The 26966-nt window shown below is 52.7% G+C and carries 21 protein-coding genes; 11 read left to right on the top strand and 10 right to left on the bottom strand.

What is annotated here, in order from left to right; genetic code table 11:
* The 5 genes from JNJ77_05695 to JNJ77_05675 all read right to left on the bottom strand — a co-directional run.
* On the bottom strand, positions 1-116 hold a 116-nt coding region (locus JNJ77_05695; protein ID MBL8822063.1), incomplete at its 3' end, for an IS5/IS1182 family transposase.
* A gap of 96 nt (positions 117-212) precedes the next feature.
* Entirely contained in the window at positions 213-2396 is a 2184-nt protein-coding gene (locus JNJ77_05690) for a BatA domain-containing protein (protein ID MBL8822062.1), read from the bottom strand.
* A gap of 3 nt (positions 2397-2399) precedes the next feature.
* Complete coding sequence (locus tag JNJ77_05685; protein ID MBL8822061.1) at positions 2400-3290, bottom strand: DUF58 domain-containing protein; 891 nt, start codon at positions 3288-3290, stop codon at positions 2400-2402.
* Positions 3291-3292: 2 nt separating this feature from the next.
* Positions 3293-4312, bottom strand: a complete 1020-nt coding sequence (locus JNJ77_05680; GenBank protein MBL8822060.1) for a MoxR family ATPase — start codon at positions 4310-4312, stop codon at positions 3293-3295.
* 557 nt (positions 4313-4869) lie between these two features.
* Positions 4870-5358 carry a transcriptional repressor gene (locus tag JNJ77_05675; GenBank protein MBL8822059.1) on the bottom strand — a complete coding sequence of 163 codons (489 nt, stop codon included), beginning with the start codon at positions 5356-5358 and terminating at the stop codon, positions 4870-4872.
* Positions 5359-5491: 133 nt separating this feature from the next.
* Between JNJ77_05675 and JNJ77_05670 the strand changes: the two genes are divergently transcribed.
* The 3 genes from JNJ77_05670 to JNJ77_05660 all read left to right on the top strand — a co-directional run bounded on the left by JNJ77_05670 (position 5492) and on the right by JNJ77_05660 (position 10804).
* A complete protein-coding gene (locus JNJ77_05670; GenBank protein MBL8822058.1) occupies positions 5492-6385 on the top strand; it encodes a YihY/virulence factor BrkB family protein in 894 nt (297 codons plus the stop codon).
* 108 nt (positions 6386-6493) lie between these two features.
* Positions 6494-10012, top strand: a complete 3519-nt coding sequence (locus JNJ77_05665) for a PD40 domain-containing protein (GenBank protein MBL8822057.1) — start codon at positions 6494-6496, stop codon at positions 10010-10012.
* 138 nt (positions 10013-10150) lie between these two features.
* Complete coding sequence (locus JNJ77_05660; GenBank protein ID MBL8822056.1) at positions 10151-10804, top strand: hypothetical protein; 654 nt, start codon at positions 10151-10153, stop codon at positions 10802-10804.
* A 6-nt stretch (positions 10805-10810) separates the two neighbouring features.
* Here JNJ77_05660 and panB read toward each other — a convergent pair whose 3' ends face one another.
* Positions 10811-11611, bottom strand: coding sequence for a 3-methyl-2-oxobutanoate hydroxymethyltransferase (panB, locus tag JNJ77_05655; protein MBL8822055.1), 801 nt, complete (start codon positions 11609-11611; stop codon positions 10811-10813).
* A 22-nt stretch (positions 11612-11633) separates the two neighbouring features.
* On the bottom strand, positions 11634-12215 hold the full coding sequence (locus tag JNJ77_05650) for an HYExAFE family protein (protein MBL8822054.1): 582 nt from the start codon (positions 12213-12215) through the stop codon (positions 11634-11636).
* A 164-nt stretch (positions 12216-12379) separates the two neighbouring features.
* Here JNJ77_05650 and JNJ77_05645 point away from each other — a divergent pair, with 164 nt between their 5' ends.
* From JNJ77_05645 to JNJ77_05610, 8 genes are all read left to right on the top strand, one after another.
* On the top strand, positions 12380-13216 hold the full coding sequence (locus JNJ77_05645) for an ABC transporter permease (GenBank protein MBL8822053.1): 837 nt from the start codon (positions 12380-12382) through the stop codon (positions 13214-13216).
* A 2-nt stretch (positions 13217-13218) separates the two neighbouring features.
* Positions 13219-14535, top strand: coding sequence for an ABC transporter ATP-binding protein (locus JNJ77_05640; protein ID MBL8822052.1), 1317 nt, complete (start codon positions 13219-13221; stop codon positions 14533-14535).
* Between the two features lie 34 nt (positions 14536-14569).
* The gene (locus JNJ77_05635; protein MBL8822051.1) at positions 14570-17689 is read left to right on the top strand and encodes a glycosyltransferase; all 3120 of its coding nucleotides are present in this window, start codon (positions 14570-14572) and stop codon (positions 17687-17689) included.
* Positions 17683-19533 carry a glycosyltransferase gene (locus JNJ77_05630; GenBank protein MBL8822050.1) on the top strand — a complete coding sequence of 617 codons (1851 nt, stop codon included), beginning with the start codon at positions 17683-17685 and terminating at the stop codon, positions 19531-19533. The genes JNJ77_05635 and JNJ77_05630 overlap by 7 nt, the downstream gene beginning before the upstream one ends.
* Positions 19526-19816 (top strand): hypothetical protein, encoded by a 291-nt coding sequence (locus JNJ77_05625; GenBank protein MBL8822049.1) that lies wholly within the window; start codon positions 19526-19528, stop codon positions 19814-19816. Before JNJ77_05630 ends, JNJ77_05625 begins: the two co-directional genes overlap by 8 nt.
* A 174-nt stretch (positions 19817-19990) precedes the next feature.
* Positions 19991-20452, top strand: coding sequence for an Rrf2 family transcriptional regulator (locus JNJ77_05620; GenBank protein ID MBL8822048.1), 462 nt, complete (start codon positions 19991-19993; stop codon positions 20450-20452).
* Between the two features lie 114 nt (positions 20453-20566).
* Positions 20567-22129 (top strand): glutamate--tRNA ligase, encoded by a 1563-nt coding sequence (gene gltX, locus JNJ77_05615; GenBank protein ID MBL8822047.1) that lies wholly within the window; start codon positions 20567-20569, stop codon positions 22127-22129.
* Positions 22130-22285: 156 nt separating this feature from the next.
* Entirely contained in the window at positions 22286-23953 is a 1668-nt protein-coding gene (locus JNJ77_05610) for a sigma-70 family RNA polymerase sigma factor (GenBank protein ID MBL8822046.1), read from the top strand.
* A gap of 4 nt (positions 23954-23957) precedes the next feature.
* Here JNJ77_05610 and JNJ77_05605 read toward each other — a convergent pair whose 3' ends face one another.
* The 3 genes from JNJ77_05605 to JNJ77_05595 are packed head-to-tail and all read right to left on the bottom strand — an operon-like array spanning position 23958 to position 26877.
* Positions 23958-24878: a diacylglycerol kinase family lipid kinase gene (locus JNJ77_05605; protein MBL8822045.1), complete on the bottom strand. Its 921-nt coding sequence runs from the start codon at positions 24876-24878 to the stop codon at positions 23958-23960.
* Between the two features lie 32 nt (positions 24879-24910).
* Complete coding sequence (locus JNJ77_05600) at positions 24911-26056, bottom strand: aminotransferase class V-fold PLP-dependent enzyme (protein MBL8822044.1); 1146 nt, start codon at positions 26054-26056, stop codon at positions 24911-24913.
* 59 nt (positions 26057-26115) lie between these two features.
* Positions 26116-26877 (bottom strand): hypothetical protein, encoded by a 762-nt coding sequence (locus JNJ77_05595; GenBank protein ID MBL8822043.1) that lies wholly within the window; start codon positions 26875-26877, stop codon positions 26116-26118.
* Positions 26878-26966: the final 89 nt, after the last annotated feature.

Genomic DNA, 26966 nt, shown 5'->3' with positions numbered 1-26966 from the left:
GCTTGCCGGTTGCTGATCGGCTTACGGCCCGGATAACGCTTTCGACGCTTCTTGGGAACCGGTAACAATGGTTCAATCAATGCCCAGAGTTGATCATCCAAAATCGGTTTGGCCATAGCAGTGCTCCTTGCTCGCCAAACTTATAGCCTGACTGGACGAGAAGCACTAGCTCATTTTGTTAGATGCTCTTATTTAATGACATTCAATTTCGTTTATACTTCCCGATTGCAATACCACCCAAATGCCAGTTCCAACAGGCACCAGGCGAACAGCCACCACCAGAGTGACGGCGTCCATTCCTGCAATAACCGCGAACGATCTGGCCCAGTTCCCTGAAGAGATTTCGTCTGCAGGATCACCGGCTTCTCGGCAAACAGGCTACTCAGTTCTTCCTCCGACATTGTACTCAGGCTGGCGGTTTCAGCAGCATCGGGTACCACGGCAAACATATCTACCAGACCTGTATCGGTGGAGGTTTCTTCTGCCTGGGTTCCTTCGAGCACCATGCGGTAAAGCCCGGCTTGGTGGATATCCTGCGACACCAGGCGGGGTGAGGACTGGCTCGATTCAGACTGCTGGAATGGAATCAACTGCTGACTGCCTGGTATCATCAGCGACATTTTTTTCTGTTGCAACTGGGCATCGGGAGTAAAGACCAGTGTTTCGCCAGCGACCAGGTTCTTTCTGCCTGCCTGCTGATTCAGCACCTGACCAATCATCGATTGAATCCAGGGAAGATAACCGGGACGCAAAACGGCATCGTTGCTCTGCAGATCTGCGTCGATACCCACCATGATGACGGTGCCACTTCCCTGCGAACGCATGGTCAGCACTGGCTGATCCTGCCGGGTTTTCAGCAGCACCATGCCATCACTCTGTAAATCGACCAGGCTGCGTAAGCGGAAGATATCTGCCTGCCCCAGGCGATCCAGTGGCGGATACCGAAAGGGGGATAGAAAAGAACCGGCAGGGATCGTTGTCATATCCAGCTTGAGTGGATCTGACGCTGTCACAATACTGCCCCAACGGGCAGGCAGCAGTGAAGATAGGCTTTCCAAACCCATATCACTTACACTTCCACCAGCAAAGAGAATCAAACCGCCACCCTCACGGACGAAGCGGCCCAACCGCTCAGCCATTTCCGCAGTGAGTTTACTGCCTGTACCTGTTCCCATTCCGGTCAGAAAACAAACCTGCACGTCGGCTAGTTGTGCCGGGTAAACATCTATGGCAGAGACTACTTCCAGATTCAAGCCAGATTCACCCATGTTCTGGCTACGCAACGACCCCAAGGCATGGGCCAGAAAGTAACTGGACGATTGTGCCGGATCGTTCGGGTGAACACGCCCATCGATAATAAGCACTTTCAGCCTGTCTCGCGTTTCAATCACGGTTTCCAGCTTGTTGTCAATAGTCAGTTCGTCGCCTTGCAGTGTTGCGGTGACGATATTCCTGCCACGTTGCTCCAGCCTGGTGGTCAGCGTCATGGGAATCATTTCGCCCGGCTTCAGCGTTGGGACAGGTTGCACATCAACATCTTTCTCCGCATCGCTGCCTTGCAGCGTGATGGTCAGGCCTTCCAGAGTTCGGGAACCGGTATTCCTGACTTCAACAAGGAACGGAACACGATCGCCAGGCAAAGGCAATGCGACTTGTGCACGCAGATTGGAAATGGAGGCATTCGCGGGTTGCGTTTCGTGATGCGTCTGCACCAGAATTACCTGCCCCATCTGTTGCAGCGACGACCAGACATGGGCCAGTTCGCTCCCCGACTGGGTCCAGTTGCTGCGTTGCATGTCACTGAAGAGATAGACTTCCTTATTCGCCAGCGAACCTCGCGTCAGAATTTCAGAAGCCTGCCTCAACGCAGGTATCAAGGGCGCTGTTTCATGATTCTGACTCAATTGAGAAAGGATAATCCTGGCCTGATCGCGATTGACCGGCGATCGTGGCCCCAGGTCCACCACGTTCCTGCCTGTTTGCAGTATGTGGAGGGTCGATTGTGCAGGCAGAGTTTCCAGCAAGGCTAAGGCGGCCTTTCTGGCATCTTCCAGTCTGGTCTGCTGGCCATCCTGAATCGCCATCGAACTGGAGACATCCATGATGAACACAGCATCGACGGGCGAATTGGCATCGCCTCGCTGCCGAAGTGAAGATGGTCTCATCAGGGCAAATGCCAGCATCCCCAGGAGGGCCATCCGCATCAACAACAAGATTAATTCACGAAAGCGGATACGACGGGTGGCTTCTTCCAGGCTCTTTTTCAGAAACTCCATCGCTGCCCAGGGCACCACACGGTAGCGGCTGCGGAACAGATAGTGAATGATGATAGGGATGCTTAATGCAGCCAATCCCATGAAGGCGGTAGTCATCCAGGCTGGTGACAGAAATGTCATGCCTCACATCCTGTTCATGCGGGAACGGCGGGCCAGCCACTGGGTCACCAGGCTACTGAGAGGCTGATCGGTACGGGCCTGCACATAATCCACATGCTGTGTCTCGCAACCCCGTCGCAACTCGCTTTGGTACTGTTCAAACGCCCGGCGATAGGCAGCGCGCAGTAAATGTGGCCTGGTCAGATAACGTGAGTTATCTTCCATGCCATCGAAACGAATATGCCCTTCGAAAGGAAAGGTACATTCATCTGGATGAAGAACATGGAGCAGTGTTACTTCGTGCCCTTTGAAACGGAGATGTTGCAACGCTTTCAGGAGTGGAGCTACTTCATCGAAACCATCGGTGATCAGGAAAAACAAGCCTCGCCGTTTGACGCTGTCAGCCAGTTCATGCAGCAGCGGGGCGATAGTTGTTTCCTGTGCTGGCTCTACTGATTCAAGTGCCTGCAAAATGGTACGAATCTGTGCAGGCTGACTGCTGGGCGCCAACCGCACCCGCCAAGTGCTATCAAAGAGATCAAGCCCGCATGCATCACCCTGATTGATGATGACATAGCTCATCGTCGCTGCCAGCAACTTGGCATAGGCAAGCTTGTTCTGTGGACCATTGCCATAGTCCATCGATTTGCTCACATCGACAACCAGCCTGCTGATGAAATTGGTTTCCTGCCGGTACTGCTTAATCGTATACCGTTCCTGCCTACCGTAGACTTTCCAGTCAATGTGGCGAAGATCATCGCCGGGAACATATTCGCGATGCTGGATAAACTCGACGGAATATCCACGATAGGGGCTGCGATGATCTCCCAGCCGCAGTCCTTCCACGATCTCCCTGGCTTGGATACCCAGAGCTTCAGCTCGTGCAATGGCATCAGCGGGTAAGGTCAGAGGCATGGTTACGAAGCCAGTTTGGGAACAGATTCGAGCAGTTTTTTGACAATGACATCGCTGGTGATGTTTTCACTCTGAGCAGCGAAGTTGGCTACCAGGCGATGTCGAAGAATCGGTGCGGCCATCGCCTGTACATCGTCTGGCGATACATGGAACTGGCCTCGGAGAATGGCACGAGCCTTGGCGGCCAGGATCAGGTTCATGGATGCACGCGGGCCAGCTCCCCAGAGCAGCCACTGATTGACGAACGGCGTGGCGTCCTCCGTCTGTGGGCGAGTCATACGCACCAGCTTCCGGGCATAGTGATAGACCTGATCTGCTACTGGCACCCGGCGTACCAGGCTTTGCAGCGACAGAATATCGTCAGCATTCAAAATTTTATTGACCTGCGGCACATGCTCTGCCGTTCCCTGCCTCATGATCTTGTCCTCTTCGTCAGCAGTCGGGTAGCCGACTTGAATCATGAACAGGAACCGGTCAAGCTGAGCTTCAGGCAGTGGATAAGTACCTTCTTGCTCAATAGGGTTCTGTGTAGCGAGTACAAAGAACGGATTGGGCAGTAGATGATCCTGTCCGCCGATCGAAACTTTGCGTTCCTGCATAGCTTCGAGCAAAGCGGCTTGGGTCTTGGGGGGTGTGCGGTTGATTTCATCGGCCAGCACCAGGTTGGTGAAGAGTGGCCCGGGAAGAAACTTGAAGACGCGCTGCCTGGTAGCTGGGTCATCCTGAATGACTTCGGTGCCGGTAATATCGCTGGGCATCAAGTCTGGCGTAAACTGAATGCGTTTGAATTGTAGATCAAGTACCTGGGAAAGTGTGCTGACCAGCAGGGTCTTGGCCAAACCTGGTACACCGACGAGCACTGCATGGCCCCGGCAAAAGACTGCCAGCAGCACCTGTTCCACCACTTCATCCTGCCCCACGATGACCTTGCCCACTTCGCCGCAAAGCTGCTGATAAGCCGATCGCAATCGCTCAACGGCAGTGACATCGCTGGCCGTGGGTTCCACACTGATGATACTCATGCAACCATTCCTTCGTCGGCGTGAAGAAGCTCAACGCTTCTCTTCAAACTAAAGAAGAGCTTTGGGAGTGCAAGGGCAAACGGGAGAGTCTCATGGGTTGTTAATTGAGGGGTGAGGGGTATGGGAGACCTTCGGTCGCGGAACGGCGGGGTCAGGAGACCCGCGCCGAGCGCTGCTCACAACTGTAGAGAGGTGTTCGTTGATTCACCAATTGTCAACGGCGATGTGGTTTAATGAACAATACACATAAATAGATGGCATATACGATGAATACAACTGCCATTCCGCATAGTGCCCCATAGAGCCGACTGTATCCATATTGCCATGAGATCATCGTACTTAACAATACGGTAGCAATCACAGAAACAAATTGCAGTGCATGGCGTATGCCAATCATAGTTATCCCTGTTTTGTTAACTAATTCGTTTCAATTGCAAGCCCAATAGTCTGCCAGAACCTCCAAGGATTGAATTGATATTTGTGCCGGCCACATATCTCAATTCATGAGCAAGCGATGGGCAGCTCTGTTTTCAAGCATCATCACACGGTGGCAATGTTCAAATCAAATCCAGCCTGCGTTTCATGGTGCGAGCCTTGTTGCACTCGGCGCAGATGCCTCGCACTACCAGGTTGTAACTGTTCGCATGGAATTGCTGTTTGCCTGCCAGGATGGGCACCAGGTTTTCCAGTTCGCTTGATGTGACTTCAATCATCCTGCTGCACTGGGTGCAGTGCAGGTGGGCATGCTGCGGGTAGCCATAGTCATGATCGTAGACGACGCGCTCGCCGAGGGGCACTCGTCGTAAGAGCCCGGCTTCCACCAATTTGCTGAGGGTGCGGTAAATCGTTGCCCGGCTGGCCTGCAGCCCTTCCCGGTCGGCGGCAGCACAGAGTTCTTCCGCATCAAAATGCTGATGCTGTTTGAAGATGTAACGAATCAGGTCTCGCTGCGGCGAAGTGAATCGCTGAGGTCGCGGGCGACTGGCAAGGTACTCTCGAAACTTCTCTTCGGGAGAATGTGCTACCTTGATCGGTGTCAGCATCAGTGTTCTTCCTCGAAGGCGGCCCGCAAATATGGATAACAATCATGATATACCGTTATTCTAACCACGACTTGACTGGTTTCACCTATGAAAGTCATAGTTTGAGGGAGTGATATCAATCCCCTGTGGTTCGTACATGCGTATCCCTGTCATTACAACACTGTGGAAAGCGGGCCTTTCGTGGAGCGAGGATCGAGGATCTTACCTGGGAGCTGCCCTCGCGTATTATGCTCTCTTTTCGATTGCACCTATGCTCATCATTGCCATTGCAGGCATTGGTGTGTTCTTCGGCGAAGCTGAAGTCAAACAGCGCATTTTCGAAATAACTACGGAGAACATTGGCAAGGAAGGCGCCCAGGCGGTGCAGCAACTGGTGGAACAGGTCTGGCAACCGCAAACAACCTTGTGGGCCAGCATTCTGGGTCCGGTGATACTGTTATTGACTGCGTGCAATTTCTTCCTGCAGATGGGCACTGCCTTGGAAATGATCTGGAACATCAAGCCTGTCCAGAACCGTCATTGGCTCTACGGATATGTCAAAAATTATTTCCTCGCCCTCATCATGGTGATTGTCAGTGGAGCATTCTGGCTGGTATTGTTTATTGGTGATGGTATCGTCACCTATTTTCTCAAGATTCTTCAGGAGAACTGGGCTGGTGGCACGGTTTACTGGTCGGCACTGCATTACGCACTCTATATTCTGCTCACTGCTGGCATGATCATGATTACCTTCCGGTTTCTCAGCCACAATAAAATACCATACCGCAAGCTCTGGTTTGGTGCACTGGTAGCTGCTTGTTTGTTCTTCCTGGGTCGGCTCTTTTTTGTATGGTACCTGACCTACATGGGAAAATCGCTGGCGACCGCGTTTGGTGCGGCAAGTTCGGTGGTGATCTTCCTGATCTGGGTCTACTACTCTGCACAGATCATTTTCTTTGGTGCTGAGGTGGTGAAAGTAAAGCTGGAAGAGGACCGGATCGCAGTGGGTACGGCAGGGTCAGGAGACCCACGCCGAGCAGAACGATCCTGAAAAACCGATGAGATACGCCTAAGAAACTAGGTTTATGCTGTTCGTTATGTTCTCTTCAGCTTAGGATAGTCGGAACATCAAATCTTTTCCCGTAGCGAGACCTCAACCATGTGGAAGCATCTGCGCCCGGGGTTAGCTGCAACGAGCCTGGCTGTACTCAGTACCGCAGCAACGTTGTATGCCGACCCTGACGTTACTGATACGCGACTGCTCACGCAGCCAGCCATCAGCACCAAGAATATTGCCTTCGTTTACTCAGAAGACCTCTGGGTCGCTGACCAGGATGGCAAGAATCCCCGCCGACTCACTTCCGATACTGGCGTGGAATCCAACCCTATGTTCTCCCCTGATGGCCAGACCATCGCCTTCAGTGCACAGTACGATGGAAACACTGATGTCTATACCATCCCGGTGACCGGCGGCACACCCACTCGGCTCACCTGGCATCCCGGCCCCGACATCGTCCGTGGCTTCACGCCAGATGGCAAAGTATTGTTTGCATCCAATCGCCATGTTTACAGCAACCGCCACATGCAGCTCTTTACGGTTGACCTGAAAGGTGGCATGCCCAACCAGTTGCCTATTCCCTGGGGTTTTGAAGCCAGCTATTCTTCCGATGGTGAATACATCGCCTATACTCCGGTTCGTGATGCTACTGCGCAGTGGAAGCACTATCGTGGCGGCACACATTCCCGTATCTGGATTTATCGCGTCAAGGATCACGAAGTTGTTGAAATTGCCCAGCCCAAGGAACGATGTAACGATCTCGACCCCAACTGGGTAGGCAATACGATCTACTTCCGTTCTGATCGCAACGGCGAATACAACATCTTCACTTACGAACCATCCTCGAAGGAACTCAAACAAGTAACGAAATTCACTGATTTTCCCGTGCTTGACCTGAGTGTGGGTGGCGGCAAGATCATCTTCGAACAAGCTGGTTACCTGCACACACTGATTCCTGGGCAGACCACCACGGCTCGCCTGCCAGTGGGCATAGCTACCGATGCAGTGGAAGCCCGCGCCCGCTTTGCCAAGGGGACCAAATATGTTCGCGGCGCTTCCATTTCCCCCAGCGGCGCACGTGCCGCCATCGAGTTCCGTGGTGAAATTGTCACGGTACCAGCAGAAAAAGGCGATCCTCGCAACCTGACCAATACGGTTGGCAACCATGAACGCGACCCTTCCTGGTCGCCTGATGGCAAGACCATTGCCTACTTCTCCGATGCCAGCGGCGAATATGAACTGCACCTTGCACCACAGAACGGCAAAGGTGAAGTGAAGAAGATCAAGATCAATGGCAGCGGTTTCTACAGTAACCCTGTCTGGTCGCGCGATTCGAAGAAGATTCTCTTCAACGACAACTCCCAGTCGCTCTATTGCCTAGACATTGAATCAGGCAAACAGACCAAGATTGTAGAACCCAAGTATGGTTTCTCCCGTGGTGTGAAACTGAGCAGTTGGTCCCCCGATTCCAAATGGATCACCTACTCGATCGACACCCCGGCACGCATTGCCCAGGTCTTTGTTTACTCTCTCGAAGAGAACAAAGCCTATCCGATTACCGATGGACTCAGCGAAGCAACAGAACCTGCCTTCGATTCTGCAGGCAAGTATCTGTATTTCCTTTCCTCCAGCGATACGGCGATGAGCAAGCATGGGTTTTCCCAGTCGGCTTCCGATACCCGTCAGCCCCGCTGGGCTATTAACCTGGTAACGCTCCGTAAGGATACTCCTTCTCCTTTCCTGAAGGAAAGCGATGAAGAAAAGGGCACCACGGAAGCCTCGACACCAGCTCGCCGACCTGCACCCGAAAAGAAATCGGACGAAGAAGGTGACGAAAAGGGAGATGAGAAGAAAGAAGAAAAGAAGACCGATGAAGCTGCACCAGCCAAGCGGGGTGAAGGTGCACGCCGGGGTGGCGCAACGGAAAAGAAAGAACCATTCAAGATTGATTTTGCAGGCATCGATCAGCGCATTGTGGCAATTCCGATCAGTTCAGGCAATTATGTGGCACTTTCAGCGGGTGCAGCCAACCAGATTTATTACCTTGCACGCAGCGGTGGTGATGAAGGTGGTGGTCGTGGTGGACGAGGCGGCCCAGGCGGCGGCGCTTCACTCAAGCGATACGACGTCGACAAGAAGAAGGAAGACACTGTACAGGCTGTCTGCATGAGCTATGAACTGACTCCCGATGCCAAGAAAGTGCTTTACGCTACTTCACCAGACAGCTGGTTCATCGCCAATACCGCAGGTGGTGGTGGAGCAGGCGGCGGTATGGCTGCCATGCTGGGAGGCGGCAGTGGTCGCGGTCGTCCGGGTGGTGGCGGCGCTCCACCTAGTGGTGGCGAAACATCGGAGGGTGGTTCTGGGAAACTCAACCTCGATGCCATTGAAGTCCGCATTGATCCGCGTGCAGAATGGAAACAGATCTTCCATGAAGCGTGGCGCATCAACCGCGACTATTTCTATGATCCTTACATGCACGGCGCTGACTGGCCCGCTATGGAGAAGAAGTACGAAGTATTCCTGCCACATTTGACCAACTCGGGAGACCTGTACAAAGTCATCCGCTGGATGCTCAGCGAACTGGCAGTCGGTCACAGCTACACCACTCCCGGTGAAAGGCTGTATGATCGCAAAACAGTTCCCGGTGGCTTGCTTGGCACCGATTTCGAGGTTGTGGATGGCCGCTATAAGTTCAAGAAAATTTACGGTGGCCTGAACTGGACTCCCGATCTGCGATCACCGCTCACTGCTCCGGGAGTAGATGTCAAGGAAGGTGATTTCCTTCTGGCGGTTCGTGGAGTAGACCTCAAAGCTCCTACGGAAGTTTATTCTCTCTTCGAGAACACAGCCGGCAAGAGCATCGAATTGACCGTTGGCCCCAATGCTGATGGCAAGGGGAGCCGTACGGTGAACGTGGTACCTCTCACCAGCGAAACCGCTCTGCGGAATCGTGAGTGGATGGAAGGCAACCTGCGGAAAGTAGCCAAGATGACCAATAACCGCGTTGGCTACGTTTATGTGCCCGATACGGCTGGTCAGGGTGTAGCATACTTCAAGCGCTACTTCTTCCCCCAGATTGACAAAGAAGGCCTGGTGGTGGATGAACGGTTCAACTCAGGCGGTCAGATTGCTGATTACTACATTGACATTCTGCGTCGTCCATTTACTTCCTACTGGGCGCCCCGTCACGGTGCAGATTGGCGATCCCCCAGCGCTGCGATTCATGGTCCCAAAGCCATGATCATTGATGAAGGCGCTGGTTCGGGTGGCGATATGCTGCCGTGGATGTTCCGCAAGTACCAGGTCGGGCCGCTGGTCGGCAAACGCACCTGGGGTGGACTCGTCGGCATTAGTGGATACCCCACCCTGATGGACGGCGGTAACGTGACCGCACCCGGCTTTGCTATCTGGACGCCGGAAGAAGGGTTCACGGTCGAGAACGAAGGTGTGGCACCCGACCACGATGTCGAGATGTGGCCGAAGGATGTCATTGCCGGTCGCGATCCGCAGCTTGAGAAAGCTGTCGCCCTGGTGATGGAGGCTCTTGAAAAGAATCCGAAGAAGATTGACCAGCGCCCTGCTTATCCTCGCCGTGCGGCGAAGAAAGACGGGAACTAGACAGAGTTTATCGTATTCAATCATGCCCACGGACTGCGGTCCGTGGGCTTTTTGTTTTCGCTTGTGCTTGTTGCTGGACAGATGCCTCACTTCACGTTACCCTGAATGTGCATCCCGTTTCACATCATGAGGTGTCGAATGAAGCATGTCATCAAGACACGCATCCCCCGGGAACTGGTGCGGGCCCGCGTTCGCCAGTTGGGCCATCAGATCAAAAAAGATTCCCTGCAATTGCTGGAGCAGCATCAGGCCAAGGCGGTTACCTTTGTCTGCATTCTCAAAGGAGCAGTACTCTTCACCGCTGACCTCATGAAGCACCTCTCGGATGAAACTTCCACTGGCCTGGAACTATCCACCCAGCTCGAATTTGTCCGGGCTGCCAGCTATCATGGCACTGAACGAAGCGACAAGATAACCATCGATTTCCAACTACTCGATCCTCGCAAGATCACCGGGAATATTGTTATTCTGGTGGATGACGTGCTCGATACCGGCGTCACGCTCCATACCACGTATCAACAGCTCAAGGCACTGGAACCCGCAACTCTGAAGACAGCAGTGCTGCTTCGCAAGCGTGACAAGCAGTATGGCGACTGCTTCCTCGAACCTGATTATGTCGGATTCACCATCCCCAATGCCTATGTCGTGGGCTACGGCCTCGATTATCATGGCCGTTATCGGCATCATCAGCACATTTCAGAGTTGTTCGAAGGTGCAGATACGTTCCCTGTGCAACATTTCAATGACGTGCCTTGGAATGAATCTCTGCAGGAATATCTGGCTCAGCGGTGATCGTTTTTAACTGGAATACTGCTGGGCTTCGCCGGGGAAAGCGCCACTGCGTACTTCATCGATGAAATGCCTGGTTCCTTCGGTGATGACTTGATTGAGGTTCGCATATGATTTGACAAACTTGGGCCGATGCCCCACGCCATACTGAAACAGGTCATGAAACACCAGCACCTGGCCATCGCAGCCAGCTCCAGCTCCGATGCCAATGGTGGGAATCGAGAGAGACTTCGTAATTTTTTCACCCAGTGCCGATGGCATGCCTTCCAGCACCAGGGCAAAGGCGCCGGCTTCCTGCACCGCCTGGGCGTCATCGAGCAACTGTGCTTCGTCGCGCTGAACGCGGAAACCTCCGAACTGATGAATGGATTGAGGAGTCAGGCCGATGTGCCCCATGACGGGAATATGTGCCTGCGTAACTGTTTCGATGGCTGCGGCGGTGCGGACTCCGCCTTCGAGTTTGACCGCATGGGCCCCACCTTCCTGCACCAGGCGGCCCGCATTTTCCAGGGCCTGCTCCGGGCTGATCTGATAACTCATAAAGGGCATATCGGTGACCACCAGGCTGCGGCGTGCGCCTCGCGCGACGAGAGAGCTGTGATAGATCATGTCTTCCAGAGTGACCGTCAGTGAATGGGGATGTCCCTGTACCACCATGCCAAGTGAATCACCCACCAGGAGGATGTCGACCCCTGCCTGATCCAGCATCTGGGCTGTCGGGAAATCATAGGCGGTCACCACCACGATCTTGCGTGACTGGACTTTAGCCTGGATACAATCTGGCACAGTAAATGGCTTGGTGCTCGTCATGGTGTAGGTCGACATGAATTTCTCAATACGGTTGAGAGGATATTGACAGCTGATAACCAGCTGAAATCCTCTCAGGTTCGTCGCAGACTTCGGGTAGCATGTATCCGAGTGGTCTGACCAACTGATGGAATGCAGCTGTAGGAAGATAGACCGTACGCCATTTCGGACTGCGGACTTTCATGGAACGGGCATACTCATCGACTGCGATGGCCCGAAGCAGATAACGTCTGTCCTGCCAGTTCCAGAGAGTTTCGCCGTGCTGCAAGGTTACTTGCTCACCGACCAGGTGGTACATGAAAACAAACAAAGCCCGGTAGCTGTTGCCAAACCGAGATGCCCACTGCACGGCATCCTGAACGTCGTCTTGGGTGGCCCAGCATTCCCACGTGCGACGCGGTTTTTCGAGTGTGCCACCTGGAAATCGTCGACCCTTGATATCCACCACGAACTGAGCCGATTGACCATGCACGATGAAATCCATGCTTTTGACGGTAGATTGGCCTTCGTAGCTGCGTCGTGATTCGTCTATAGCCAGAAAACTGACTCGCCTTTCCCGAAGAAACGCTGCAAAAGCCGCTTCATAATGATTGTGGCGATCCATCATCAGATCTCATCAATGCCTGCTGATACGATACCCGCTTATTGTCTGCGTGACAATACATGACGGAGCTTTCAGAGGGCCTATCGATCTTGACAGGGTTTTCGCTAACCAGTAGCAAGTAGCATGGAGCAGGATCATTTCTGAGAACAATGCAGAATGGAATCTGTATGGTTGTGCAAATTCGGACTGCAGAACGCCCGCCCCGATGGCAGGACGCCCTGCCTTGGCGTATGCGACTCTGGCATCGTCGTAATCTGATTCAGCAACTGATCCGTCGTGAAGTGGTGGGACGTTATCGGGGTTCGCTGCTGGGCACCTTGTGGGCTGTCTGCCTGCCCTTATTTGCAGTAGCTGTCTATACTCTGGTATTTGGCTTAATCCTGAAACAGCGCTGGCCTGGTCGCGAAGGCATCGAATTTCCTCTCCTCGTCTGGACTGGACTAGCTGTCTTTAACACACTCGCTGAAATCCTGCAACGTGCCCCCTCCGTGATACTCGCTCAACCCAACCTGGTGAAGAAAGTAGTCTTCCCACTGGAGGTTCTGCCCGTCATGCTGGTTGGCACCAGCCTGGTTCCCTTGGGCATCTCCTTGTCTGCAGTTGGTGTTGGCGCCGTCTGGATTACGGGGGAACTACCCCATGTGCCAGTCTTGATCATCAACCTGTTTCTGCTGATGCTTTTCCTGCAGGGAACAGCCTGGCTGCTGGCAGGAATTGGAACCTTCCTGCGCGATCTGCAGCCCATGATGCAGGCGCTTTGTCCGCTGCTCTTGTTTCTGTCTCCGATTCTGTATCCACTGGACGTTGTGCCCACAGCCTGGCAGACACTGTTCTGGCTGAATCCTCTCACCGTGCTGGTGGAGGGAATGCGCTCTGCCCTGTTGCACACGGCCAGTCCACCGCTCTGGGCCTGGGTTCTCTGCCTGGTAAATTGCCTGATAGCCTGGAACCTGGGCAGTTTCGTCTTTACACGTACCCGACCTGATATGGCAGATGTGGTTTAAGCATGAAGCTGGCAAATCCAACAACACGAATTCTCAACAAGAGCATCCAGGCTCAACCCGCTGAGGTCTTAATGATAGACCAGACTGCGATTCGTGCGCACCAGCTGGGCAAATGCTATCACCGTTACACCCGCCAATGGGATCGGATCAGGCAATGGTTCAGAGGCGGAAGGAGAAAATACTATTCCGAACACTGGGCACTGCAACCTCTCAACCTGCATATTCCGAGAGGCCAGACGACAGGCATCCTCGGCGCGAACGGATCAGGTAAATCAACACTGCTGCAGTTGATCGCCGGCACCCTGAATCCCAGCACAGGCAGCTTGGCAGTACATGGCCGGGTTGCAGCCCTGTTGGAGCTAGGCAGTGGCTTTCATCCCGAATTCAGCGGATGGGAAAATGTACGCCTGCAGGCTTCCATTCTGGGACTCTCCGAAGAAGAGATTCTTGATAAATCGGAGCAGATTGCCCGATTCAGCGAACTGGCCGAGGCTCTTGATCGACCTCTGCGTACCTATTCCAGTGGCATGATCTTGCGTCTGGGATTCAGCATTGCCATCAGCATAGATCCTGACATCCTGCTGGTGGATGAAGCATTGGCTGTCGGCGATCTGCACTTTCAGCAGAAATGCATGCGACGCATTCAGCAACTGCGGGAACAGGGGGTTACGATCCTTCTTGTGACGCACGACCTGGGAACCACCAAACGGCTTTGCGAAACCGTGCATGTTCTTGATCAGGGCAGGCTGGTGCAGTCCGGTCCCGCCGAGCCTGTTTGCAACTGGTATGTCGCCCATCTGCTTGCGGATCGCGGCCAGAAAGAGGCATTGCCCATCCCCACCTCTGGTTCGATTTATCGTCATGGCAACCGGCAGGCAGAAATTCTTTCCTGGCACTGGTCAGACAGTAATAAATTCTCCTGCCCGGAAAAAACCACACGGCATCAACAGCTATGGCTGGACAGTGAACAGACACTATGCGTTAAGGTGAAGTTTCATCAGTCGATGCGAAAACCGGTTTTGGGGTTTTATCTCCGCGATCAATTTGGCACGGAACTCATGGGTGAAAACACTTACAACGCAGGGATCTCTCTGACAGGCACAGCAGGAAATGAGACGACGATAGAGTTCCGCTTCGGCTTGCATCTTCGCCCCGGAACCTATACGCTGTGTCTGGGTCTGGTGGATGATCCTGCGCAGCCGGTCTGTCTCGACTGGATAGATCAGGCCATGTTTCTGCATGTACACGATCCGAAGCCTGGTCGTGTCATCCATGGTCTGTTTGCCGAGCCTGTTTCGGTGCGTACACTGGCATCCTGATGACTCGCCAGAGAACCGTGCAAGGACGCACCGAATGCCGCTGCCCCGCCAATTGTTACAGATCGATTTTGACCAGTTTCATCGTTATGCTGCCGTCACATTGCTGCTGCGTCCGCTGATTGCGGAATTGAATCGACCAGTTCGATTGCTTGAAGTAGGTAGCCATTCCCTGCATCTGCTACCTGCATTCCTGGCACCATTACCAGTAGAAATTGTCCGGGCTGACCTGGAGCCGATGCTCGCTGGCGATCTGGGAACATACATCACGCTCGAAAAGGATGCCGCCTTCCCGTTCGAAGATGATTCCTTTGACTTTACCGTGGCGATGGAAGTGTTGGAACACATTCCGTCGGAAGACAGAACGTTTGCGATGGGCGAATGGGCCCGTGTCGCTTCGCAAGGCATTCTCTTTTCCTGTCCGGCTGGCAATCGTGTGCAATCGCGAGAAGCCCGGGCTGATGCCGATTTTCAGGCTCGCCATGGCCGGGTTCATCCATGGCTCGAAGAACATGCCCGGTTTGGCTGGCCGACTCGTCAGGAAGTCGAATCATTGTGCGATACACTGGGACTGACCTGTCATCGATTTCAGAATTCCCCCCTAGCAGAGTGGCTTCCACTCTTACTGGCGACAGAGCAGATTTTCGAACGGGGTGACCAGGAACTGACACGTCGTTTCAATGAGATGCTTAACCTGCGTCCCTTCCGGGCTTTTATCCAGGAACCACCCTATCGCAACATTTTTGCAGCATTCAAGTCAAATGCCGACAAGAACCAGGCAATGCAATTGTGGAAAAAAGAGAATCAGTTAAGCCGTGGCAACTCCACTTATGATGCAACACGAGTTCTGGCCAAACAATTGTCACAGTTTGTCAAGGAACACCATCAGCGTGCGGTCGACAGGCAAGCACTTGAACAGGCTCAAAGACAGGCAACAGAGCAGAAACAACTGCTTCATCACCAGCAATTGGCATTACGCTGGGAAAGGTGGCAGCGGGAAAATCCAGGTCGTTCCCTGCGTTCCTCTCCATCATGCAATCTGCTATTGAATAGCCAGAAACAGGATGTCGAGCCATTTGGTCCATTCCATTGGAAAGTCAACGGTCCCGCACCTGCATTTGAATGGGCAGCCACATTTTCTGCCGGCTGGCATGTCGTTTCTGTGACGGGGCAAATGCAACAAGGACAATATGCCATCCTGTCACTTGATTACGGACATGGATTCTGTGATCAACATGTTGTCAAACTGGGCTTCCCGATATCTGGCTGGCAAAGCCTGTCACTCCATGCCTATTTCCATCATCCTGTTCGGCGATGTCAACTGACGATAATACCGCCAGGCAAAGAAGTGGTTATCGAACATTTCTCCATTCTCCCCCGCCATCCTGTACAAGTTGCAGGCAGGGGGCTTGGGCTGCTTTTGCGTGACCTGCTGCATCAACCACTGAAAACGCTCGGCGAAGTCTGGGCCGCATCTTCGATCTCACGCTGGTGTCTGGATAGAACAATCAGGCAACATGAGAGAATTCAGACCCCGTACCTAGAATGGCTATGTAGCCAAAGACCGGATAGGAATGGACTGCAGCAACTCATACTGCAGCATCGTACAGGTAGCGAGAAACTGGTTTACTTTATCAAACTGAATGAGGAACATGACCAGGAAGATATCCTGTCAACCTGGCAAAGCCTCCTCGCACAGTATGAAAGTCCCTGGCATCTGTACCTGGCAGCTCCATCTTCCATCCTTGATCGCTGGCTGAATCATTCCGAATGGCAGCCTCATCGAGAACGAATCACTGGCATGGCGACTCGTCCTGATCGTGGCCTGGCGGGGCTGCTTAACCAGTGTGTTCAGGAAACCAGTGCAGACTGGATAGTTCCTTTGCAGCCGGGCGATCTTTTAGAGCCGGATACCTGCCTACAATATCTTGAAGCAGCCAGGATCACGCCACCCAGTGCGGTGCTCTATGCCGATGAGGATATACAGGCGAATCATACACTTCTGAAACAACCTCTGTTCAAGCCAATGTTTCATCTGGAAACACTCTGCCAGCAACCTGAGTTAATTGGTCAGGCAGTGGCAATCCATGGACCCACTCTGCAAAAGCTTGGCGGCTTCAACCCCAGTTATGACGGTGCACTCGTTGCAGAATACATGCTGCGAGTGCTGACTTCCGGACATCAACTTACCCAGGTGCCTCGTGTTCTGTTGCACCAGAAGCAACGTTCGGTTGTCACCCCGTCGATTCAACTCGTTCACGAACGCCTGGCAGATGATTATCACCCCGCCGCTTACCAGATTGATACAGCCCGCATTGTTGTGCAGGATGCCGCTTCGCGGATGCTGCCTGCGCCAGAATCCACTTCCCAGGATCTGATCAGCATTATTATTCCCAGTGCCGGCAAACGGATCGCTTCCGATGGTGCATCGCACTTGCAACGTTGCCTAGCCAGTCTGCGTGAGAAATCGACCTGGTCCCGACTGGAACTGCTCGTGGTACATCAGGATGTCTTGCACGATCAGGCCAAGCAGGCCATGAAGCAGTACGATGCCAGGCCTGTCGTTGTACCCGGGCCATTCAGCTACTCGCGCAATATCAACCATGCTGCCCGGGTGGCACAGGGGGAATATCTGCTGTTGCTTAATGATGATATTGAGATCATCACTCCCGACTGGCTGCAGCAGATGATGCGATTTGCACATTATGAAGTCGGAGCTATTGGCAGCAAGCTCCTTTTCCCCACCGGGCAATTACAGCATGTTGGCATCAGCCTCTCGAACGGCATTCCGATGCATCCCTATTATGGTAGGTCACAGGAGGATGGATACTTCGATTGCTGTCATTCTCCACGTAATTGCCTGGCAGTTACTGCTGCCTGCATGTTGACGAACTGGACAGCGTTTGAAAAGTTGCAGGGATTCGATGAATCGTTCGAGCTGAATTACAACGATGTTGATTACTGCCTGCGACTCTGGCAAGCCGGTTATCGCGTGGTGATAAACCCACGCGTTGAGTTGTATCACTATGAAGCGATGCGGCGTGATGGCCGGGCTGCATACCGACCGGATGAGCTGCGACGTTTTCAACAACGCTGGAACCCTATCTATCCTCATGATCCGTTCCTCAGGCTGTCACCCGGGGAGGAGATATGCTGAAATCCCTCCGCTACGTCAGTCGACGTGGAGCAGCATGGCTTAAACGACGGTTGCTTACACCCCGTACGGCATCGCCGGAACCTGTTGTACTACCACACCCGCTCTGGATGGAACGGAGACTCAAGGATCGAAAGTCGGCCTACCCCCGTATTCAGTCATCATGCCTGTTCTCTTTGATGACACCGGTGTTCAATCCACCTACCGGTTTTTTCCGTCTGCTGGGTAAGAGTATCCTGGCTCAGGATTATCCGGAGTGGGAATGGGTTATCGTGAATAATGGCACCACCCATAGCGATGTGCTGTACCTAATGGAGCACTTTGCCCGCGATCCTCGTGTGAAACTGGTACGTGCTGCCAAGCCACAAGGCATCATCGGCGGTATGCGTCTGGCACTGGAGAACAGTTCCGGACGTTATGTCTGTCCGGTCGATCATGATGATCGACTCTATCCTGATGCGTTACGCGTAGTAGCAGCCTGCTTGCATCATAAACTGTGGCCCATGCTGGCCTATACTGATGAAGATAAAATCCTTCCCGATGGAACAACTGGGCTGCCTCAGTTCAAGCCTGACTGGGACTCGCTCCTGTTTCTTAACGCCTGTTACATCGCTCACCTGGGAGTGATGGATCGGAAACTGGCACTTGAACTCGGTGCTTATACTGATCCAGATGCAGAAGGCACGCCGGATGGGGACGCGTTTTGCCGTTTTGTTGCTGCTGGCCATACACCCCTACACATACCTGAAATTGTATACAGCTGGCGAATGCATGAGCAATCAACAGCATTGCGAGGTGTGGAAGCCAAACCCTACGTCACTGCCAATCAGAAACATGTACTGACCAGCTATCTCCGCAAGCAGGGGCTGCAGGGCACAATTACGATACGTACCAACCCATTGCCCGGCCTGGCGGGAAGTTGGAAAGTCGATGCTGCAACTGAACCTGTAACTCTACTCATTTTGCCGGGTGGCCAACGTGCGACACGTCGTACCTTGTGCGATAGGTTAAAGCTAACGCCACATCTTGAATCGGTACACTGGCTACGCACCTCCACCTGGCGTCAATGCGTTGAGCGCTGGCCTGACGATCAGTGGCTGGCTCTCCTCTCACCCGAATGCCTTCCAATGACTACCGATTGGATAGGCGAATTGACTGCCGTACGACAGGCAGTACCCGACGCAGTGATGGCAGGCGGAATAATTCGCGATGGCAAAGGAAAAGTAGTCAGTGCCGGACTTGCCTGGGGCATGGATGGATTCATAGCATCGCCACTTTGCGGATATCCCATCAATGACTACGCAATAGGATTAGGCATGCTCTGCTTCCAGCGAAGCGTCGCATCGGTTGATCAACGATTCTGCATGATCCAGGCAGGATTTCTTCGTTCCGTATTAACTCATTCTGACAGCGATCTTGCGGATCCATTGCTGCCAGCCTGGTGTGCTGCCCTGGCACGCGAACAACAACATCGGATTGTATTTACTCCACATGCCCCATGTCTGCTCGAAAACAGTCATGAAACCCGTCTGATTAACGAATCAGACAGGTACCGTTTTCTCGTTGAATATGGTCACTGGTTGAGCAACGATCCTTACTACTCTCGTTTCCTTGGTTTATCACACGAATATGCATGCCAGGCTGTTCGGCCTGAACAACGTGCTATCGCTTTGCGGCGCACGCTCAGCACATTGACCGATGCCGTTCCTTTATATCGTTCTTGGATTGGTTCCCAAGATAAGTTCCGTTCCATGCTCGAGGACGAACCACACAGTAAAACAACACGCGCCACGGCGATTTGCTCTTCACAAAAATCAACCGTGGTGGTATGCACCAGTCATGCATAGTGATCCGTCTGATATTTTTTCTGATCTGCAGACCTCCATTGCCGAGGCGTTGAAGCGTTCCGAGGAACACATGACGAACGTGCAACGTCAACTGGCTGGCTGGCAAGCAGTTCCTCCTTCCCGCGAAATACCTGCTCAAGAAGATGGTTGGAATCAACTGCTTGCACAAATCGAAGAACTGACTGGAGACGTCGATCAGGAACTGGCGAGTATTCAGACCCAGCTTTCACAACTGGTCAGCCAGGGCCGCCACTGGAAGCAGTTTACTTCCATGAAGAGTTGATTGATCATTTTTGATATTAATCCACGTATCCTTCTCCCGTCAAAACCCGCTTTGTCTAAACCGTACGCTATACTGGTGCAGTTAGTTCTCCTGATGCAATAAGCCCAAATATTCAATCCTTCCAGAGAACTGGCTTGATAGAATAGAACTGTCAATTGTAACAGGTAGTGTTTTATGATCTCTCAGACCGTTGATTATGCCATGCGAGCGGTAGTTTGCCTGGCTCACCATATGCCCGTAGCACAAACAACAGACCAGATTGCCAGCATGACCAAGGTGCCCCGTGCATACCTTGCCAAGGTGCTGCAAAGTCTCAGCCGGGCCGGTATTGTCAGTACCCAGCGTGGTATTGGCGGTGGCATCTCGTTGCTCAAAGATACTACTGAACTCACGATGCTGGAAATTCTCAACGCGGTTGATCCACTGGAGCGCATCACGTCCTGCCCGCTGAAACTGCAAACACACGGTTTTCGCTTGTGTGCCCTGCACCGCCGGCTCGATGATGCCCTGGCTGCAATCGAAAAATCTTTCAGGGAAACTACACTGCACGACATCCTTACCGAACCAGCTCCGGTAACACCTCTGTGCGAAATGCCACATGTACTGAAAGTCAAAAGGCAGAAGCAGTTGGTGTGAAGCACTTCTGATCAAACAGCCACAACGACAACTGAACCCGTTTCCATAAAATTTCATGACTAACAGATCATAACTGTCAGTCCATAGATCATCTTCTTTTATCAAAAGTACACCATGTCCATTCGCACACGCTTCGCACCATCACCAACAGGTTACCTGCACATTGGTGGCGTGCGAACTGCATTGTTCAACTGGCTGTTTACCCGCCATCATGGCGGGAAGTTCATTCTCCGCATTGATGATACCGATGCTGATCGAAATCAGGCTGAAGCACTTCTTCCCATTCTTGATGGATTCCGCTGGCTTGGCCTGAACTGGGATGAAGGCCCCACTCCTGATGGCACCGGCAGCATTGGCCCGCATGCACCATATTTTCAGGGGCAACGCAATCATCTGTATGTTGAAGCAGCAATGAAGTTACTGCATGCTGGCCATGCCTATCCCGACATTATGACCAAGGAACAACTCGATGCCGATCGAAAAGCGGCTGAAGCAGCCAAGAAAGCTTACGTCCATCGAGGGCCCAACCGCGATCTGCCTGCTGCTGAGAATGTCAAACAATACCAGGCAACTCCCAAGGCATTGCGATTGAAGGTACCCCTCGGCCAGACCGTGGTTATTGAAGACCTCATCCGTGGACGGGTTGAATTTCAGACTGATCTGATCGGCGACCCGGTAATCCTGCGTGCCCCCGATCCTGATGGAACCTGCCGGGCTTTGTACAACTTTGCCACCGTCGTTGATGATGTGGCTATGGACATCACCCATGTCATCCGGGCTGCGGAACATCTTTCTAACACGCCTGTACAAGTGCTTGCCTACCAGGCGCTTGGCGCTAAGGTGCCTCAGTTTGCTCACGTCCCGGTCGTCAATTACAAAGGCGACAAGATGAGCAAACGCAAGCTACCGCCTCTCACCAAGGATGAACTCGCTAAGCTCAGAAGCATGGGCTGGACTGACGAGAAGATCGCCAGCCGCACAGATCTTAACATCGCAACAGTTGCCTACTACCGGGAACTGGGTTACCTGCCTGCTGCTCTGGTCAATTACCTGGGCAGGCTGGGCTGGTCTCTTGATGACAAAACCGAGTTCATCCCGCTGCCTGAAATGATCAAGCATTTCGGGCTAGATCGAGTCAACAATGCCCCAGGCAACTTCGATCAGGACAAGCTTTTCTGGCTCGCCAGCGAGTACATGAAATTGCTGCCTTTGGAGGAGAAAGTCAACGGCGTCATTCCGTACCTGCAAAAAGCCGGGCTGTTCAGCAACACGGTCAGCGAAGCTGAGCGGGCCAAACTCACACAGGTTATCGAGGCATGCGGCGATCGTATCAAGCTCTTTTCCGATGTCATTGCATACGGTGCGTTTTTCTTTAAGAAGCCTGACTACGATATGTCTGCATTTAACAAACGGGTGAAAAAGGAAGGCGTGCCAGCACTACTAAGCGAATTTGCTGATACACTTAAAGCACTGCCAGCTTTCGACAAATCCACATTAGAACAGAGCCTGCACCAGTTCTGCGAAAGCAAGGGATTAAAACTGGCAGACATGAACCATGCCCTGCGCGTCGCTGCGACTGGTGTACCGGTGGGGCCAGGCCTGTTTGATTGTCTGGTGATTCTGGGCAAGGATGAAACACTGGCAAGGGTAGATACAGCACTGCAAATGGCACAGTAATTCATCAAAGAAAGCCTTTGAACTTATATTGCAACTCCATTGGATTTAAGACACAGAAATATTTTCCACAAAAAAAGTGTAAGTGGCACCCATCGCGCGGGTACTATGTGTTGGTGGTGCGATGAGGAGTAGGTTGTGTCTGTCAGGCCTTTTACAATGCAAATTTCTGCACGGGAAACGGGTGAGCAGGAGCATGTTTCTGCCTTTCATCAGTTTCTCCGATCCAGGGATCACAGTGCTTTTGAAGTGTTGTTGAATCAATTTGCACCACTGGTGTGGGGTGTTTGTCGCAGGCAACACCTGCACGGAGCCGATGCGGAGGATGTCTTTCAGGCAACCTTTCTCGCCTTGTATCAATACTCGCCACATATCCGCAAACCTGCATCGCTAGCAAGCTGGTTGCATGGTGTGGCGTTGCGGATTGCAGGCAAATTGAAACGCACCAGCCAGCGACAACAGCATCGGCAACGCATCATGGGTATCAACAAACTGCAGCAGCCTCGCGTTTCGTTCGATTCGACTGAGCAGCAGATCGTCGATGCTGAGCTTGCCAGGCTGCCTGCCATGTATCGTGAACCAGTGCTGCTTTGTTACATTCAGGGAATGTCGCAATCGCGGGCGGCAGAACTCTTAGGCTGGCCGCTGGGTACTGTTGCAGGCCGATTGTCGCGTGCCAGGAAACTGCTCCATTCCCGTCTGTTGCGGCGAGGCATTGCTCCATCTCTAGCAGCCACGCTGCTGAGCGAATGGGGAATGGCTCAAGTTCCCGAACATCTGATTGCTAAAACCATGTCGACAGTAACGCAAGGCGGAACCCCTGCCCTGGCCTTACTTGCACAATGCGGAGTTTCGATGATGCATTCAGCCAAATGGGTATTGCTCTGTGTCGCGGGCATAGGGTTGACTGTCAGTGCTGGCTATGCAGCCTGGTATAGAGCAGATACAACCAACCCGGTTAACGGGGACGTGACCTCGCTCATTAGTGCGTTGCCTGCCAACCAAAGTGAGCATTCCGATTATCAGGCCATTCAAGGTACTTGGCGACGTGAAATTCGTCATGAGGTCACCGGCACGTTAATGGGCGTAACTGATCTGACTTTCAAAGGGAGGAAGTATGCCCAAACGCAGTATGCAGTCAAGGATGGAAAACACACTGGCGAAGCGCATGAAACAGGTGCTCTTGAATTCGTGCTTGATCCTGAAAAGAAACCTAAGCAACTCGAACTGCAGATTACTGACCCTGCCTTGGTTAATGAAGATGTGCTAGTGTTCCCTTCCGTTATGGAAAGAGCCTTGTGTCTTTATGAATTACAGAAGGATACTCTGACCATCACTTACGGTGGCCAAGTCCCTTTCGTCAAAACTGCAGATGGCAAAGTGATTGCTGACAGAAAAAGTCCATTGGCACAATTTCCTAAGCAAGGCGAGCAGAAACAGGTTGTTCATGTGTACCGCCGTGAAACGCCAGTTGTTGAGAAAACTCAGGCGACGGAAAACCTGCGCAAACTTGAACTGCTCAAAGCGCAAGCAGAAACCAGCGATACCGTATATCAATTACGAATGAAGGCTTACAAGGCTGGCAAAGAGAATATCAATTTCCTGCTGGAATCACTCCGGGATCGATTCGCTGCTCTGACTCAATTGATACAATTTGAACAAGGTGATCTGCAGAAGGAACTGGAAGAAACCATCAAACTTGCCACAGATGCTGAACGTATGGCCAAGGCAAAATATGATGCTCAGGTCGTGACCTTACTGGAATACAAGTTGGCTCAGCAAGCACGACTGTCCTACGAGATACGTTTGCTCAGCCACAAGAAATGATCCTTTAGACCTTTGTAGCTACCACTCGCAAAGCCTGCGGTAACACCGTGATAGTGACTGGTGTGGTGCCGCAGGGTTCGCCATCTCCCTGAACTGGTAACGCCCGCTTGGCACTGACGGTGATGCTGTTTCGAATGGTCCAGAATTTCAAAAGCGGGTTTTCATCATACCGTTTTCTGAACAGTCGCCAGCCGACGGTGAAATAATCCCACCCGCTGAGTGCATCGTAGGCACACAGGTTCAAGAGACCATCATCGTAGGCAATGTCCGGGCCTATTCGAAACGGTGCCAGGGCAATGCGCCCGCCGTTGGCAATGAAAACCTGCACGGCCCAGAACCGGCGATGCCTGCCATCAATCACACAATGATATTTCACCCGCTGCGGGTTGAAAAACCGGCTTAGAAATGTGCGGAGATAGGCCCATCGGCCTAGCCAGCGTTTAGCCTCGGGGGTTGTTGCTTCGATTGTAGCAGCATCCAGCCCAATGCCGATCCGCAGAAAACAATATCGCTCTCCCATTTTCATGGCATCAAGATAACTAAATGCCTCCAACGATGCCAGAAACTGTGCAGCTTCGGTCCATTCTGCTGGCATGCCCAATTCCTTAGCGAGAGAATTCGCTGTACCTGCAGGGAATAATCCCAGCCTGAGTTGCTCTTTCAAACCTGACAGAATGACTGCGGTGGCAACCAAAGAAACTGTACCATCGCCACCGCTGGCAATAATCAGCGTTGTGCCCTGCTCAGTTGCCTGTTGAATCACCGGAACAATACTCGCTGCTACAACGCCTTTTTCGAGGATGTAAAAGGAAAACTCCCAGCCGTGTTGCCGCAGTGCATTCGAAAGTATAGCACGGACCAGATCAGGCTCAGCGCTGCCTGCAGCCGGGTTCATCAATATTAATGCGGATTTGACATCGGCCATGTCTTTAAGGTATGACACGGCCTGTAAATGGCTTAACCCAGAATCTGCGAGAGTGCTTCCGTCAATCGATCAATATCCTGCTCGGTATTGAATATGCCCGGGCTGACACGGACGGTTCCGTGTGGTGCGGTGCCCAGCGACTGATGGATGTATGGAGAACAATGCATTCCAGGACGGACTGCGATATCAAAACTGGTATCGAGCATAGCCGCCAGGTCGGGTGAATCAAAAGCAGGATGACTGAAACTCAGCGTGCCCACACGTCGCGATGCATCGAGATGACCATACAGCGTACAATCACCCCGCTTTTGCAGATAATCAATCAGCTTTTCAACCAGTGCGTTTTCGTGGCTGGCTATTTTCGACAACCCTTTCTCCATGACAAATTCAATACCGGCCCGCAGCCCGGCCAAGCCCAGAACATTGGGCGTTCCACCTTCCATGTGGAATGGATATTCTTCAGGTTGCAGCCGACTCATGGAATCGCCGCCGGTGCCACCCTCCCGCCAGGCGTGAAGGTTTACTCTTGGCCCCGAATAGAGTACTCCGGTTCCCGTCGGACCCAGCAGCGCTTTGTGGCCAGGCAATGCCAGCAGGTCAATGTTCATCTCACGCACATCAATGGGAATCACTCCTGCTGTCTGGGCAGCATCCACCAGAAGCAAAGCATTCTTTTCCCGCACCAGCGCTCCCACTTCGCCAACTGGCTGAATGGTACCGAGTACGTTGCTGGCATGGGTCATGGCAACCAGGGATGTCTGTGGTGTAAATGCTTGCCGTACAGCTTCCACGGAGACCGTGCCCTCGGCATCGGCTGTCACCCTCGTCAAGGTGATCAACCCTTGATCCTTGAGTGCTTCCAGCGGCCTGCTGATACTGTTGTGCTCTAGATTGGTGGTTATGACATGATCGCCCTTTTTCAACACGCCCTTCATGGCCATGTTGAGCGAATCGGTACAGTTCAACGTGAAGACGAAATGATCTGAATTTTCACCGCGAAACAATTGATTGAGCAGGTGGCGAGTTTGATGAATTTCCTGCTCAGCGGTCAAAGCCATCTTATGTGATGTGCGACCAGGGTTAGCCAGCGTCTGCCGGGCAAACTGATCGAGTTTCTGATAGACCGATTCTGGCTTGGGAAAACTGGTGGCGGCATTGTCGAGATAGGTAACGGGCATGAGATAACCAACTTCTCCGTAAGGAAGAGGCGCCCGTGCAATATTGTCGCCAGGCAACCTCAGGTTTGGCACAACTGATCAATGACAGGAATATCGAGGAACTCGGCCAGTCGAGGCCCTGCCTGCCTCATCCATTTCCAGTCGGAATGAACAGCCAGATTCACTCGCGGTGGCAGAGTGTTGCGAAACACCAGGTTCATTTCATAGCTATGCTTGTGTTCCGATGGTGGATGAACTCCTGCCTGGAATGCTGCAAAGTATCGATACAGCAACTGCAGTGCAACGACATCATCCAGACTGTAGGTAGCCAGCAGTCGGGGAGTTTTGCTGAAGCCGTAACATCGCTGCATAGTCATTAGACGAGCTGAACGATCAAAGCGGTACTGCATGGGGCCAGCTTTGAAAAAGGGATAGATCAAAGTTCCCAATAGAAACAATGCAGGCACGCCGGCAAAGACTCCCCACATCACCACCATGCTGTTCTTGTTCCGTTCCAGCCCCAATAACATTCCCTGTATGCCACCATAGATCATGTAAAACAGGCACCCGATCAGACACAGGTAAGTCAAACGACTGATCCATGCTGGCCGTGAGGCTACCGCAAACAGACTTAGAACTTCGTCAGATAGAATCTCCAGTCTGACCTGACGCGGAGCCTGACTTTCGTTAGCTCGCAAAACGGGTTCAACAGGAATATCAACCAGGTTTGGCTGGTATTCACTCTTCGAACGGAGCAGCGTAGGCTGAGCCATGCTGACAGCCTGTTCATCAGGTGTAAAGCCTGGGTGCGAACCAAGGGAAGACAATGTGCCGTAGCTCATCGCAGTTTTCCGAGTGTGAGAGGTCTGTCTAGGATAGCTCAAAAACCAGGCTAATCTGAACAGAAATTCTCAACTTCTTCATTCCTCCC

It is taken from the genome of Planctomycetia bacterium (assembly GCA_016795155.1).
Classification (GTDB): domain Bacteria; phylum Planctomycetota; class Planctomycetia; order Gemmatales; family HRBIN36; genus JAEUIE01.
The sequence above is the reverse complement of the archived record's forward strand: the minus strand, read 5'-3'. Positions and strand labels throughout refer to the sequence as shown.